Here is a 14,248-nt window from a genome sequence, read left to right as displayed (position 1 = left end):
AAATCTTACTTAAAAGTAGGGCCTGAATCCTCTAAAATGAGAGGCAAAAAACAAGGAATCTAAAAAGAGTCTGTAAAAATTATTAAAAAAGTATTGTTGATTTATAAAATTTACTTAAATTTGCACCTCGAAAAACAGAATACAATTAAAGCATTTAGCGATGAAAAAAGATATACATCCAGAAAATTATAGAGTAGTAGCATTTAAAGACATGTCTAATGAAGACGTTTTTTTAACAAAATCTACTGCCAATACAAACGAAACTTTAGAAGTTGAAGGTGTAGAGTATCCATTAGTAAAAATGGAAATTTCAAGAACATCTCACCCGTTTTACACAGGTAAATCTAAATTAATTGATACTGCTGGACGTATTGATAAATTCAAAAACAAATACGCGAAATTCAAAAAATAATTTAGCGTTACATTATATTTTAAGCCTTTCAGTTCTTCTGAAAGGCTTTTTTATTTTCAGTAATTAAGTTACTTTTGAAAAGACAAAGTTTGCGTAAAAATTTTGAATCTTAAACTTTAAATTAAGTATGAATTATATTCTCTTCGATGGGCCATCACGAAACCAATTACTACCGTTCACCTATACAAGACCAGTAGCAGATATACGCGTAGGTATTTTAACCATTCGGGAAAAATGGGAGCGTTTTTTGCAGGCTACAACAACTACGGTTACAGAAGATTATTTAGCAGACAAATGGCCAATGGTAGAGTTAGAGGAGAACGTTATGATTAACGCTTCGTTTTGTCCTTCGGAACTCCTAGTGTCTAAAATTCAAGATTTAAAAGAGAATCAGGCTATTTTTAAAGCGGAAGAGGTTATTGCTTTTTATACTAAAGAATCACAAGAAGAGATTGATTTGTCAACCTATGAGGCTATTGAATTTGAACAGGATTTATTAACTATTGAACATACCTGGGATATATTTGCAAAAAATGGAGAAGCAATAACTCATGATTTTGAGTTGTTAACTAAAGAAAGAACGTCGCAGCCCATTCCAAAATCAAATAATATTATAGCAGGAGAAAATATTTTTTTAGAAGCAGGCGCAACGTTGGAATTTGTAACCCTTAATGCTAGTTCAGGTCCTATTTACATTGGTGCTGATGCTGAAATAATGGAAGGAAGCGTCATTCGCGGTCCTTTTGCATTATGTGAACATGCCACTGTTAAGTTGGCTTCAAAAATTTACGGACCAACAACGGTTGGTCCACATAGTAAAGTGGGCGGAGAGGTTAATAACTCGGTTATTTTTGGTTACTCTAATAAAGGGCACGATGGATTTCTAGGAAATTCGGTTATAGGTGAATGGTGTAATTTAGGGGCAGATACTAATAATTCAAATTTGAAAAATAATTATGCCGAAGTAAGGCTTTGGGATTATGAAACCGAAGGTTTTGCAAAAACAGGTTTGCAGTTTTGTGGCTTAATGATGGGGGATCACAGTAAATGTGGTATTAATACCATGTTTAATACAGGAACTGTTGTTGGTGTGATGGCTAATATTTTTGGTAGTGGTTTTCCACGAAATTTTGTACCAAGTTACAGTTGGGGCGGGAGCTCTGGTTTTACGACCTACCTTACAAAAAAAGCTTTTGAAGTAGTCGAAGTCGTGATGTCGAGACGAAATATGGTGTTTTCTGCTCAAGACAAAGCTATTTTAGAGTTCGTTTTTGAAGCGACTAAACGTTACAGAAGAGAATAGTTGTAACCTTAAAGAAATTAAAAAAACAAATTTGTATTGTAATTTACAGTATCCAAATCTATCTAAAAACTGTATTCATTAGCGGCGGTATTGTTGTTGAAAAATAAGTAAAAGCGGGTGTTAATAACAGCGACGCAGTGCTTGAAAACACTTTGTTAGCGCCAATTATTTTTGAGAGATTATAAGAATTAAAAAATACTCAAAAACTTACAATTATGTCATTTAGTTCTATAAATCAGCAATGCTTTCCTACCTATGTATGATACTAGCCTTATTTAAAAACAAAATAAACTTCGCGATATTATATTTTTCAATTCTATTTATTGATATTGTTGTGAAACTGTATTTAGAAGCAGTGCCATTTAGGTATTTGTCAAAACCTTTGGTAGTAGGTTTGTTGCTTATTTATTATACTTTAAATAATAATGAAACTTCTAAATGGCGTAAGCGTTACTTGTATAGCGCTTTGTTATGTTTTCTTATTGGAGATGTCTTATTCATTACTTACGAAATAACAACATTATACATCACAGCCATGGCACTATTTATAGTTGGAAAGATGTTTTATGCTTTTCGTTTTTCTAATCAACGAGATTTTAGAATAGTCACGCTTATACCCTTATTCAGTATTTGTTTTATATATATGATTGGCATAATGTTGCTTGTAATGAATAGTATAGGAGCTTTTTTTACGCCGATTTTAATCTATTTGTTTGCTAGTTTAATTGTGGTGTTGTTTGCATTTCTTAGAAAAGACGAAGTAATCTATAGAAGTTTTGTTTTAGTTTTAATAGGTGTGGTTATGGCAATTTTTTCAGAGACTATCGTTTTGCTAAAGTCTTTTTACAATCCGAATTTTACGTATCACAACACCTTAATAATGTTATTTTATGGAATATCACAGTATTTTGTTATTCATGGTCTTGTGGAAGAGGTAAAAGTAAAAAGAAAGATTATAACTTCTTAACATGCTTTAATTCTAATAAATTGATAGCGTTATTGCCTAAGCCTGACACCCCTTTTCGTGTAAACCTGACCACTTCATCGTAATATAAAGGTATGATAGGGGTTTCGCTCATAACCAAACTATCCATTTTTGTATAGAGTAGTACTCTTTTTTTTGTATTCGTTTCTGTAAAGGATTGTTTGTATAATGCGTCGTATAATTCATTTTTAAAGTGTGTGTAGTTTGGTCCGTTTGGAGCAAAATTCTCACTATAATATAGCGACAAATAATTTTGGGCATCGGGATAGTCTGCGACCCAACTGGCTCTAAACAAATCTAATTTCCCATTGGCTTTAGCACTTTTAAGCGTAGAAGGAGGGATAACATCTACGGTCACTGTTAAACCTTTTTTTTGAAGTTCACGTTGAATGTATTCACAAAAATTAAGATAATTGCTAGTCGTTGTTATCGTTAGTTCTGGAGTTGTGTTTCCAGATTCCGCTTTGTATTGTGCAATTAAGGCTTTTGCTTTTTCAGGGTCATAATCAAAACCAATAGAAGCATTATAACCTGGTAACCCCTTAGGAATAAAGCCGCCTGTCGCTGGACTGCCAATACCGTTTCTTAAATAGGTCATCATTTTTTGTCTGTCGAATCCATAATTTACAGCTTGTCTCAGTAATTTAGATTGAATTTCACTGGCTTCAGCATCCATAAAAAAAGCAAGGTATTCTGTATTTAAATATGGTCCACGAATCATGTTAATCGCTTTGGTGTATTTGGCACGTAACACACCCTGTGTTGTTAAAATATCATCCTGATAGGAGGCGTCCAAAGAGTTTAAAAAATCTAAGTTGCCTTGTATAAACTGTAAAAATTCGCTTTGTTTATCTGGTAAAAAAGTAATCGCAACAGCTTCTAAATAAGGTAAGGCTGTTCCGTTAGCATCAGTTTCGAAATAATTATGGTTTTTTCGAAGCACCAATTTAATGTTTTCTTCCCATCGTTTTAATTTAAAAGGGCCAGTACCAATAACCTGCGATCTAAAATCACTTCCGTAGTGTTCAACAATTTCTTGAGGTACTACTGAGCAGTATTTCATAGTTAGAAGCCCTAGAAAAGCAGGAAAGGGTTGTCTTAATTTTATATTGAAAACCGAATCATTTTCTGCTGAAAAACCTTCAACCCGATCCATTACCCAACGGCCAGGAGAAGCCACCTGTTTATCGATTAACCGATTCAAACTATAGTCGAAATCTGAAGCTTTTACTGTGCGTGTAGAATCTTTTCCAAATAATGAATGCTTATGAAAAAACACGTCATCTCTAAGGGTGAAAGAGTAGGTGAGTCCGTCTTCAGATATAGACCAGTCTTTTGCTATACAAGGCTGGACGTCTAGCGCTTCATCCATTTGCACTAAGCCATTGAATAGCTGATTAACGGCCCAAATATCTGCATTGTCCTTTGCGAAAGCAGGATCTAAAGAGCCAATATTTTTGTGTTCGTTATATCTAAAAACGTGGTTATCTTTAATTGAATTGTTATCGCTTCCACAAGAAAAAAGAAAAAGGAAACAACAAACTGTTGAAAAACAGTGTTTTAGGTGTTTGCGTTCGTTGTAATTCAATTTCACCATTTTATAATTAAGTTGTAAATTTGCCCTTCCGTAAGAAAATTATATTACGGTAAATATAAAGAGATTTCTGCCTATAGGGAAATGATAAAACTATAAAATGAATAAAAAAGTCGCCTTTTACACGCTGGGATGTAAACTTAATTTTTCTGAAACTTCAACGATTGCCAGAAGTTTTACAGCCGAAGGTTTTGATCGTGTAGATTTTTCTGAACCTGCAGATATTTATGTTATTAATACCTGTTCTGTAACAGAAAATGCCGATAAGCGTTTTAAAACTATAGTAAAGCACGCCCAAAAAGCTAACCCAGAAGCCTTTGTCGCTGCAGTAGGCTGCTATGCGCAATTAAAACCACAAGAGTTGGCAGATGTTAGTGGTGTAGACCTGGTGCTTGGAGCAACTGAAAAATTTAAACTTACGAGCTACCTGAACGATTTATCCAAAAACGATTTTGGTGAAGTACATTCCTGTGATATTGATGATGCCGATTTTTATGTTGGAAGTTATTCTATAGGCGATAGAACACGTGCCTTTTTAAAAGTACAAGATGGTTGCGATTACAAGTGTACCTATTGTACCATTCCATTAGCGCGCGGTATTTCAAGAAGTGATGCGTTAGAAAATGTATTGCAAAATGCCAAGGAAATTTCAGAAAAAGGAATTAAAGAAATTGTATTAACGGGGGTTAATATTGGTGATTATGGTAAAGGTGAATTTGGTAACAAAAAACATGAGCATACTTTTTATGAATTGGTACAGGCCTTAGATGAAGTTGAAGGTATTGAACGGTTACGTATTTCTTCGATAGAACCCAATTTACTAAAGAATGAAACCATCACTTTTGTTGCAAAAAGTAGAACCTTTGTACCACATTTTCATATTCCACTCCAAAGTGGGAGTAATGCTATTTTGAAATTGATGCGTCGTCGTTATATGAGCGAATTGTATGTGGATCGTGTTAATAAAATTAAAGAAGTTATGCCACATGCCTGTATTGGTGTGGATGTAATTGTAGGTTTTCCAGGAGAAACAGAGGACGAGTTTTTGAGGACTTACAATTTTTTAAACGACTTGGATATTTCATATTTGCATGTGTTTACTTATTCTGAAAGAGAAAATACAGCAGCGGCAGAAATGGAGCATGTCGTTCCTAAAAAAATTAGAGCGAAGCGGAGTAAAATGTTACGAGGGTTGAGCGCGAAAAAGCGTCGTGCCTTTTATGAGAATCAAATAGGAAGTTCGAGAACAGTACTTTTTGAAGCAGATAATAAAGAAGGCTATATTCATGGTTTTACAGAAAACTATGTCAAAGTTAAAACCCCATGGAACCCAGAATTAGTAAATACACTTCAAGAAGTCGAATTAACTAAGATTGATGATGATGGTATTGTGCGTTTTAACTTTACAAAAGTAATCGCATAAAAAACTGAATACAAAAGTATTCAGTTTGGTTTTCTTTTAAACTTAAATTCTTAAACCAACAGGCAATAAGCTTTTGTATTGCCTATTGCGTCTAATAAATTTAGCAATTTCTGGACTAGTAGGCACAACACTTAAGGTTTCTCCTTCTTTAATATGTTCTAAAACTAATTTAAGGAATTCTGCTGTGAAATTTTCGTCTTCAATACCTTCAGGGATGATAAGTTTTGTTAAGAAGATTTTTCGCTCTTGAAGAGAGTATTCAATTTTAGCGAAATGATCTTCGGTTTTTAATTCAAATTGACGTAAAAACTCATTGTCAACTAATTCTGCTGCATCAATCATATCATTTATTTTTATTTGTTATTGGCATTCAAAGATAATGCCAACTATTTTATAGCTTTACACTTTGTAAAAGTACGAAAAATTATTAGTTAGAACTTTAAAAACTCTGTTAAATACTTATGAATCAAGAGATAATACACGTTTATTTAATGCCGGGTATGGCCGCTAACCCTTCTATTTTCGATAATATTTCCTTACCAAAAAATCAGTTCCAGCTGCATAAATTACACTGGGAAATACCTATAAAGAACGAATCCTTAGGTGATTACGCCTTGAGAATGACAAAATACATTAAACATGAACAGGTTGTTTTATTAGGGGTTTCTTTTGGCGGGATACTCGTTCAGGAAATGAGTAAGCATATTAAATTACGTAAACTTATTGTTGTTTCAAGTGTAAAAACAAAATATGAATTGCCAAAGCGTTTTAAAATTTTAAAAGCTACTAAAGCCTATAAATTACTGCCAACACAATTAGCAAGTAATCTGGATTTGTTAGCAAAATTCGCTTTTGGAGTGACAATAAAGAAGCGCATTGAGTTATATAAAAAGTTTCTTTCGGTTAATGATAAATATTATTTAGATTGGTCTATTGAGCAAGTCGTTAATTGGAATCAAACCGAAATAATACCTGAAGCTATTCATATTCATGGTGAAAAAGATTTAGTGTTTCCGCATCACTGCTTAGGAGATTGCATCACAATTAAAGGTGGAACACACATTATGATAATAGACAGATTTAAATGGTTTAATAAGAATTTACCACAATTAATTTTAGATTAAATTTATTGACTTTCAGTAAATTATTTCTAATTTTATACAAAACTAGAGGATGATGAAAATTTTAAAGAAAGGATTGATGTTCATTGGCTTGCTTTGCTTGGCGGTCTTATTCATAAATGCGTTTCAACAAACGCCAACAAAAAATAAAATAAACGAAAATTCAGAAAAGACAAAAGAGAACGGTTATAATGTTTATGCACTTGAAGTACCAGATTATTTGAATTTTGCAGGTGAACCTGTGCCCTTAAAAAATCCAGATATTTTAGAACGTATGGATAAGGAATTGTTAGTAAATACGTATTGGCAATCTAATGGTTTATTAATGTTTAAACGTGCTCAAAAGTATTTTCCAATTATTGAACCTATTTTAGCAAAACACGGCATCCCAGATGATTTTAAGTATTTAGCGGTCATTGAAAGCGGACTCACAAATGCGAAATCTCCTGCAGGCGCAAGTGGTTTTTGGCAGATTATGAAGGCTACAGGGCAAGAAAATGGCTTAGAAGTCAATGATAATGTAGATGAACGTTATCATTTAGAAATGGCTACAGAAGTGGCCTGTAAATACCTTAAAAAATCTAAAGAAGAATTAGGCTCATGGACCCTAGCTGCTGCTGCCTATAACGCTGGTAATTATGGTATTTCAAGACGATTGGAAGCTCAAAAAGTAACAGGGTATTACGATTTGCTACTAGGAGAGGAAACCGGTCGCTATGTATTTAGAATTGTTGCTTTAAAAGAGATTTTAACGCACCCTAGTAAATATGGGTTTAACTATAGCGAGAAAGATTTATATTCAATAATACCAACCTACAAAGTACCTGTTGATACCGTAGTTTCTGATTTTGCACAATTTGCAAAAGACTTAGGGATTAATTATAAAATTTTAAAAATTCATAATCCATGGTTGCGAGAAAACGCGTTGAATAATCAATCTAGAAAGAAGTATTATATTGATATTCCTATAAAAGGACACTATCCTTCTCAAGATTAATGCTAGATTTTATACAAGAACATTGGTTTTATGCGGCCTTAATAATCAATTATTTGCTGTCTATCTCGGCAGTTATTACGATTTTATTTCGAAATTCTAATCCTACTAAAACATTAACCTATATTATTGTTTTGGTGTTTTTTCCTTTTTTAGGATTATTAGTTTATTATTTATTTGGACAAGAATATCGAAAGAATAAAATATTTAATAGAAAAAGCGTCTTAAATGAAAAGATTATTAAATCTCTAAATGATGAACTTGAGCTGGACGAAACAGAATTACAAGAATTAGAAGATGATTTTTTACTGGATAAAATAAGACTTGTAAAATTACTTCAGAAGAATGATAAATCGCCACTAACAAAATGTAACTATGTTGAGATTCTAAAAAATGGCGAGGTAAAATTCAAACGCTTGTTTGAAGATTTAAGAGCAGCAGAAAAACACATACATATAGAATACTACATTATAAAAGATGATGATATTGGTAGCGAATTATTAAATATACTCTGTGACAAAGCTAAAGAAGGACTTGAAGTACGTTTAAGTGTAGATGATGTTGGTACTAGTATTTCTGGTGGAATGAAGCGAAAGCTTAAAGATAGTGGTGTCCAGTTTAATTCATTTATGCCAGTGTTGTTTCCAAAGTTTACGGGTAAGATGAATTACCGTGACCATAGAAAAATAGTCGTAATAGATGGTACTGTTGGGTATGTTGGAGGTATTAATGTTTCTGATAATTACGTCAATAAGCCAAATAAAAAAGATTATTGGCGAGATACACATATTCGTCTTGAGGGTGAAGCAGTTATTACGTTGCAAGTTCAGTTTTTAATGAATTGGAATTTTGTTTCAGACTCAAAAACAAAAATTTCTAAAACATATTTTCCAAATAAACCCTGTAAAGGGAATGTTGCTGTACAAATAGCAGCCAGTGGTCCAGATACTGATTGGGCAAATATAATGGACATTATGTTTTCTGCAATTACCACAGCAGATGATTATATCTACATCACAACACCTTATTTTATTCCAAACGATGAAATGATAATGGCATTGCAAATCGCCTCTAAAAGCGGACTGGATGTGCGTGTGCTTATTCCAGACATTAGTGATTCCTGGATGGCTAAATACGCAACCAATTCTTATTTACAACGCTTATTTAACGCTAACATAAAAGTGTATCGCTATACCAAGGGCTTTATTCACGCAAAGACCATGGTTGTTGATGATGTGTTTTCAACGATCGGTACTTCTAACCTAGACTATAGAAGCTTTAACATTAACTTCGAAATTAACGCGGTTATTTATAACACTAAAGTGAGTAAAGATCTAAAAGCGATGTATCTTGAAGATCTTGAAAATGCTACTTTAATGGATCCTGACACTTGGCAGAATCGTTCACAAGTAGATAAAATGAAAGAAGCTTATGCTAAATTATGGGCGCCTTTATTATAATTAAATGAAAATAAAAATGGATTTATAGATGGCATTCCTACTAATAATTATTGGGTTATTCACAGCGTCAGTCACAAGGTACCAGTTTAGCATCCTATCCATTTTAAGTGTGCACTAGTTATAGTAGCCAGTTTTGTGATAGGCTAGGGGATTACTTAGGGATTGAGATTGCTGTTTCTATAAAAGAAACACTCTTAAAAAAAATTTTAGTGTGCTGCTGGCTGGGATAGCAGTAAAGGTGTTTTTTGGTAAATAAACATTACTCTTTATTTTTGTTTCTTACTTCAGGTAAATAATGAGATAGTTAAAAATAAAATCAGCATCAGTTAAGGTCAAATTTAAACAGTTCTATAAAATAAAAAAGCCCACAATAATGGGCTTTTAAAATTTGATGATAATTTCTGTGATTTTGCTTACTTACGAGCACCACGGCGTTGCGCACGCATAGAGCCTCCTTGACCGTAATGTTGGTTAGGCATTTGCGCGCGTTTCATGTTTGCTTTCATTTCTTTAATTTGCTCTTTCAGCATGCCTTGTTTGTCTAATTTTTCGGCATCTTTAATAAGTATCGTCGCTTCCTGCTTTCTGCGCTTAGAAAAAGCAATACCTGCTAAATTAAGTTTTGCCATGGCCATATCCTGATCCATGTTTAAACCAAGTGAAACTGCTTTTTTAAAGAATTTTTCTGCAGCATTCATATCGCTTTGAGAGACCATAATCCCTTGTAAATAATTATAGTAACCTTGTTGCTTGGTTACCAATGCCGTTTCTGGGCTTTTAATTTTATTCAACCATTTTTGTGCACCTGGAAAATCTTGCTTTCTCAATCTTAAAAAAGCGAGTAAAATAAATTCATTTTTAAAGTATAGAAACACAAAGATTAATGACAAGAAAATGAACATGATGCCATTACCTATATTGCCCTCGGTAAATTGCCAAACGGCAAGCGCTATAATTAAGCCAGCGATTATTAATTTAAATACTTTATTATACATTTTAAGACGTTTTTATTAATTATTGAAAACACTAAGTAGTAAATTAGCGTTTAATCAGTTATTTTAGAGTGCAAAGAAACTCATTTTTTCTGAAATAGCAATTGTCAACATCAGGTTTTGTAGTTTGATTTAACCATATTTTATAGTTAAAAGCGACAGTTTTAAGTAGGAAACGAATCAAAACCAAATATTTTTAAAATAAGGTTTGTGAAATAAAAAAGTCGTTGTATATTTGCGCTCAGTTTTAGGGAGTATACTTAAGACTAAAATATAGATAGATTTACAATTCAGATTTTAAAAACATAAGACAATGCCAAAAAGAACGTTTCAGCCATCAAAAAGAAAGAGAAGAAATAAACATGGTTTTAGAGAAAGAATGGCTTCTGCTAATGGTAGAAAAGTATTAGCGCGTAGAAGAGCAAAAGGAAGAAAGAAATTATCTGTTTCAACAGAAACTAGACATAAAAAATAATGATTAACAATTGTTAATATTTTAAAGGCGTTACTTAGGTGTAACGCCTTTTTTTGTATCCAAGATTGACTATTTTTGATAACCGAAAAAAACAAAGAAAAATGCCAAAAAATCCTAAATTAAAATCGATTCTTATTATTGGGTCAGGCCCTATTATTATTGGGCAAGCCTGCGAATTCGATTATTCGGGTACACAAGCTCTAAGATCCTTAAGAGAAGATGGAATTGAAACGATTTTAATCAATTCTAATCCAGCAACAATCATGACAGATCCTTCAATGGCAGATCATGTGTATTTGTTGCCACTTAACACAAAGTCTATTATTAAAATTTTAAAGGAGCATCCACAAATTGATGCCGTTTTGCCAACAATGGGAGGGCAGACTGCTTTAAATCTTTGTATTGAAGCAGATGAAAAAGGAATATGGAAAGACTTTGGTGTTGAAATTATTGGAGTTAATATAGACGCCATTAATATTACTGAAGACAGAGAGAAATTTAGAGAGTTGATGCTTGAAATAGGCATTCCAATGGCACCTCAAGCGACGGCGACTTCTTATTTAAAAGGTAAAGAGATTGCTCAGGAATTTGGATTTCCTTTAATTATTAGAGCGTCGTTTACTTTAGGCGGAGCAGGAGCTTCATTTGTGCATAAGGAAAAAGATTTTGATGAATTATTAACACGTGGATTAGAAATATCTCCTATTCACGAAGTAATGATTGATAAGGCTTTAATAGGCTGGAAAGAATATGAATTAGAGCTACTTAGAGATTCAAATGATAATGTGGTAATAATTTGCTCTATAGAAAATATGGATCCCATTGGAATTCATACAGGAGACTCTATTACCGTTGCTCCAGCGATGACATTAAGTGATACAACCTATCAAAGAATGCGTGATATGGCAATACACATGATGCGTAATATTGGTGATTTTGCAGGGGGGTGTAACGTCCAATTTGCCGTAAGTCCTGATGAAAAAGAAGATATCATTGCTATTGAAATTAATCCACGTGTATCACGCTCTTCGGCATTAGCAAGTAAAGCTACCGGGTATCCTATTGCAAAAATAGCGGCTAAGTTGGCCTTAGGGTATCACTTAGATGAATTACAGAACCAAATTACAAAATCGACTTCAGCTTTATTCGAGCCTACTTTAGATTATGTGATTGTTAAAATTCCACGCTGGAACTTTGATAAATTTGAAGGATCAGACAGAACTTTAGGATTACAAATGAAATCGGTAGGTGAAGTAATGGGAATTGGGCGTTCGTTTCAGGAAGCACTGCACAAAGCCACACAATCGTTGGAAATTAAGCGTAATGGTCTAGGTGCAGATGGAAAAGGCTACAAGAATTACGATCAGATTATTGAAAAACTAACCTATGCGAGCTGGGATCGTGTTTTTGTTATTTACGATGCTATACAAATGGGAATTCCATTAAGTCGTATTCATGAAATCACGAAAATTGACATGTGGTTTTTAAAGCAATATGAAGAGTTATATTTTTTAGAAAAAGAAATTTCAACCTTTAAAATAGATTCCATTCAAAAAGATTTATTGCTGGAAGCTAAGCAAAAAGGGTATGGAGACAGACAAATAGCACACATGTTGGGCTGTTTAGAAAGTCAAGTGTATAATAAAAGAGAAGAACTTGGTGTTAACCGGGTGTATAAACTGGTAGATACTTGTGCTGCAGAATTTGAGGCAAAAACACCGTACTATTATTCAACTTTTGAAAATGATGTTGAAACACCAGACGGTAAGCGCTATGCAGACAACGAAAGTATCGTTACCGATAAGAAAAAAATTATTGTTTTAGGCTCTGGTCCAAACCGAATTGGTCAAGGAATTGAGTTTGACTATTGTTGTGTCCACGGTATTTTAGCAGCTGCAGAATGTGGTTACGAAACCATCATGATTAACTGTAACCCTGAAACCGTTTCTACCGATTTTGATACTGCCGATAAGCTGTATTTTGAACCTGTATTCTGGGAACATATTTACGATATTATCAAGCATGAAAAACCAGAAGGTGTCATCGTACAACTTGGTGGACAAACCGCCCTTAAGTTAGCCGAAAAGCTATCACGCTACGGAATTAAGATTCTAGGGACCAGTTTTGAATCTTTAGATTTAGCTGAAGATAGAGGGAGTTTTTCGAACATATTGAAAGATATTAATATCCCTTATCCAGAATTTGACATTGCAGAAACAGCTGAAGAAGCTTTATTAGTTGCAGACAAATTAGATTTTCCAATTCTGGTTAGGCCCTCTTATGTTTTGGGTGGACAGGGCATGAAAATTGTCATCAATAAAAAAGAATTAGAAGAACATGTTGTCGATTTATTGCGCAGTATTCCAGGAAATAAATTATTGTTAGATCATTATCTAGATGGCGCTATTGAAGCAGAAGCAGATGCCATTTGTGATGGAGAGAACGTTTATATTATTGGTATCATGGAGCATATTGAGCCTTGCGGCATTCACTCTGGAGATAGTAATGCAACATTACCACCTTTTAACCTAGGTAATTTGGTGATGCAACAAATAAGAGACCATACAAAAAAGATTGCCTTAGCATTAAATACAGTCGGTTTAATTAATATACAATTCGCAATTAAAGATGATATTGTTTATATTATAGAAGCGAATCCAAGAGCATCGCGTACGGTACCATTTATTGCTAAAGCTTATGGCGAGCCTTATGTAAATTATGCAACAAAAGTTATGTTAGGCGAGATGAAAGTGACGGATTTTGATTTTAAACCTAAACTTAAGGGCTATGCTATTAAGCAACCGGTTTTCTCATTCGATAAGTTTCATAATGTGAATAAACAATTAGGGCCAGAGATGAAAAGTACTGGAGAGAGTATTTTATTTATAGACGATTTAAAAGACGATGAATTTTACAATCTATACTCACGTCGTAAGATGTATTTGAGTAAGTAAGGCATTAGTTATTAGTTATATAAAAAAGTACAAATGTTCATTTGAATGTTTGTGCTTTTTTTATGTTAAACTGTTAAAAAAGACAACACCACAAATTTTTTTCGTATTTTTATTGAAAACCTACTTATTATGATGAAAAAATTACTCTTTATTTTATTTGTGTTTTTAACATTAGATATGTCTGCGCAAACGATTACAATTGATGCTGAGGATGCTTCAAGTAAACCTCAATTGGATGTGCCCACAAAATTCTCAATATTCCCGAATCCAGGAAAAAATGAATTGAATATTAGCTTACCTTCATTAGCAATTGAAGGCTTGCAATTAGAAGTGTACGATGTTTTAGGTAAAAAGATATACGCAGAAGCATTAAATGCATTAACTTTTAAAATAAACATAGCAAAATGGAATAGTGGTTTTTATTTGGTAAGATTAACGTCATCAAACAAAGCGGTAACACTTACAAAACGTTTTGTAAAATTATAATAGGAAGTATTTAAAAATACACCTACTAAAAGCTACTCTAAAATGGGTG

At 33.3% G+C, this 14,248-nt stretch carries 13 protein-coding genes; 10 read left to right on the top strand and 3 right to left on the bottom strand.

The features are described from left to right. Window positions 1-160 precede the first annotated feature (160 nt). From GQ46_RS04255 to GQ46_RS04245, 3 genes are all read left to right on the top strand, one after another. Entirely contained in the window at window positions 161-412 is a 252-nt protein-coding gene (locus GQ46_RS04255) for a type B 50S ribosomal protein L31 (RefSeq protein ID WP_044398660.1), read from the top strand. 127 nt (window positions 413-539) lie between these two features. Continuing rightward, window positions 540-1,715, top strand: coding sequence for a GlmU family protein (locus GQ46_RS04250; RefSeq protein WP_044398658.1), 1,176 nt, complete (start codon window positions 540-542; stop codon window positions 1,713-1,715). 241 nt (window positions 1,716-1,956) lie between these two features. Beyond that, window positions 1,957-2,682: a lysoplasmalogenase family protein gene (locus GQ46_RS04245; RefSeq protein WP_082041704.1), complete on the top strand. Its 726-nt coding sequence runs from the start codon at window positions 1,957-1,959 to the stop codon at window positions 2,680-2,682. Here the strand turns inward: GQ46_RS04245 and GQ46_RS04240 are convergent. Further along, window positions 2,669-4,297 carry an ABC transporter substrate-binding protein gene (locus tag GQ46_RS04240; RefSeq protein WP_044398654.1) on the bottom strand — a complete coding sequence of 543 codons (1,629 nt, stop codon included), beginning with the start codon at window positions 4,295-4,297 and terminating at the stop codon, window positions 2,669-2,671. The genes GQ46_RS04245 and GQ46_RS04240 overlap by 14 nt on opposite strands. Window positions 4,298-4,394: 97 nt before the next feature. Here GQ46_RS04240 and mtaB point away from each other — a divergent pair, with 97 nt between their 5' ends. After that, window positions 4,395-5,717: a tRNA (N(6)-L-threonylcarbamoyladenosine(37)-C(2))-methylthiotransferase MtaB gene (gene mtaB / locus GQ46_RS04235; protein ID WP_044398652.1), complete on the top strand. Its 1,323-nt coding sequence runs from the start codon at window positions 4,395-4,397 to the stop codon at window positions 5,715-5,717. 42 nt (window positions 5,718-5,759) lie between these two features. Here the strand turns inward: mtaB and GQ46_RS04230 are convergent, their stop codons facing one another. After that, a complete protein-coding gene (locus GQ46_RS04230; RefSeq protein ID WP_197077331.1) occupies window positions 5,760-6,059 on the bottom strand; it encodes an N-acetyltransferase in 300 nt (99 codons plus the stop codon). Window positions 6,060-6,178: 119 nt separating this feature from the next. On the opposite strand from GQ46_RS04230, the gene GQ46_RS04225 reads away from it, so the two are divergent. Genes GQ46_RS04225 through cls form a run of 3 tightly spaced genes read left to right on the top strand, consistent with a single transcriptional unit; the run spans window position 6,179 to window position 9,292 of the window. Then, window positions 6,179-6,841: an alpha/beta hydrolase gene (locus GQ46_RS04225; RefSeq protein ID WP_044398650.1), complete on the top strand. Its 663-nt coding sequence runs from the start codon at window positions 6,179-6,181 to the stop codon at window positions 6,839-6,841. 52 nt (window positions 6,842-6,893) lie between these two features. Then, window positions 6,894-7,835, top strand: coding sequence for a lytic transglycosylase domain-containing protein (locus tag GQ46_RS04220; RefSeq protein ID WP_044398648.1), 942 nt, complete (start codon window positions 6,894-6,896; stop codon window positions 7,833-7,835). Continuing rightward, window positions 7,835-9,292 (top strand): cardiolipin synthase, encoded by a 1,458-nt coding sequence (gene cls / locus GQ46_RS04215; RefSeq protein WP_044398646.1) that lies wholly within the window; start codon window positions 7,835-7,837, stop codon window positions 9,290-9,292. Before GQ46_RS04220 ends, cls begins: the two co-directional genes overlap by 1 nt. Window positions 9,293-9,705: 413 nt before the next feature. On the opposite strand, the gene GQ46_RS04210 is transcribed toward cls, so the two are convergent. After that, entirely contained in the window at window positions 9,706-10,287 is a 582-nt protein-coding gene (locus GQ46_RS04210) for a hypothetical protein (RefSeq protein WP_044398644.1), read from the bottom strand. Between the two features lie 310 nt (window positions 10,288-10,597). On the opposite strand from GQ46_RS04210, the gene rpmH reads away from it, so the two are divergent. The 3 genes from rpmH (at window position 10,598) to GQ46_RS04195 (ending at window position 14,199) form a co-directional block, all read left to right on the top strand. Further along, complete coding sequence (gene rpmH / locus GQ46_RS04205) at window positions 10,598-10,759, top strand: 50S ribosomal protein L34 (protein ID WP_034059443.1); 162 nt, start codon at window positions 10,598-10,600, stop codon at window positions 10,757-10,759. 101 nt (window positions 10,760-10,860) lie between these two features. Next, window positions 10,861-13,713, top strand: a complete 2,853-nt coding sequence (gene carB, locus GQ46_RS04200; RefSeq protein WP_044404529.1) for a carbamoyl-phosphate synthase large subunit — start codon at window positions 10,861-10,863, stop codon at window positions 13,711-13,713. 129 nt (window positions 13,714-13,842) lie between these two features. Then, a complete protein-coding gene (locus GQ46_RS04195; protein ID WP_082041703.1) occupies window positions 13,843-14,199 on the top strand; it encodes a T9SS type A sorting domain-containing protein in 357 nt (118 codons plus the stop codon). Window positions 14,200-14,248 lie beyond the last annotated feature (49 nt).

Source organism: Lacinutrix sp. Hel_I_90 (assembly GCF_000934685.1).
In the GTDB taxonomy this organism is placed as follows: Bacteria; Bacteroidota; Bacteroidia; order Flavobacteriales; family Flavobacteriaceae; genus Lacinutrix.
The sequence above is the reverse complement of the archived record's forward strand: the minus strand, read 5'-3'. Positions and strand labels throughout refer to the sequence as shown.

Bases quoted from the DNA above. Each gene is read 5' to 3' on its own strand.
- GQ46_RS04255 (WP_044398660.1), top strand. From the start codon at position 161: ATGAAAAAAGATATACATCCAGAAAATTATAGAGTAGTAGCATTTAAA.
- GQ46_RS04250 (WP_044398658.1), top strand. From the start codon at position 540: ATGAATTATATTCTCTTCGATGGGCCATCACGAAACCAATTACTACCG.
- GQ46_RS04245 (WP_082041704.1), top strand. From the start codon at position 1,957: ATGCTTTCCTACCTATGTATGATACTAGCCTTATTTAAAAACAAAATA.
- GQ46_RS04240 (WP_044398654.1), bottom strand. From the start codon at position 4,297: ATGGTGAAATTGAATTACAACGAACGCAAACACCTAAAACACTGTTTT.
- mtaB (WP_044398652.1), top strand. From the start codon at position 4,395: ATGAATAAAAAAGTCGCCTTTTACACGCTGGGATGTAAACTTAATTTT.
- GQ46_RS04230 (WP_197077331.1), bottom strand. From the start codon at position 6,059: ATGATTGATGCAGCAGAATTAGTTGACAATGAGTTTTTACGTCAATTT.
- GQ46_RS04225 (WP_044398650.1), top strand. From the start codon at position 6,179: ATGAATCAAGAGATAATACACGTTTATTTAATGCCGGGTATGGCCGCT.
- GQ46_RS04220 (WP_044398648.1), top strand. From the start codon at position 6,894: ATGAAAATTTTAAAGAAAGGATTGATGTTCATTGGCTTGCTTTGCTTG.
- cls (WP_044398646.1), top strand. From the start codon at position 7,835: ATGCTAGATTTTATACAAGAACATTGGTTTTATGCGGCCTTAATAATC.
- GQ46_RS04210 (WP_044398644.1), bottom strand. From the start codon at position 10,287: ATGTATAATAAAGTATTTAAATTAATAATCGCTGGCTTAATTATAGCG.
- rpmH (WP_034059443.1), top strand. From the start codon at position 10,598: ATGCCAAAAAGAACGTTTCAGCCATCAAAAAGAAAGAGAAGAAATAAA.
- carB (WP_044404529.1), top strand. From the start codon at position 10,861: ATGCCAAAAAATCCTAAATTAAAATCGATTCTTATTATTGGGTCAGGC.
- GQ46_RS04195 (WP_082041703.1), top strand. From the start codon at position 13,843: ATGATGAAAAAATTACTCTTTATTTTATTTGTGTTTTTAACATTAGAT.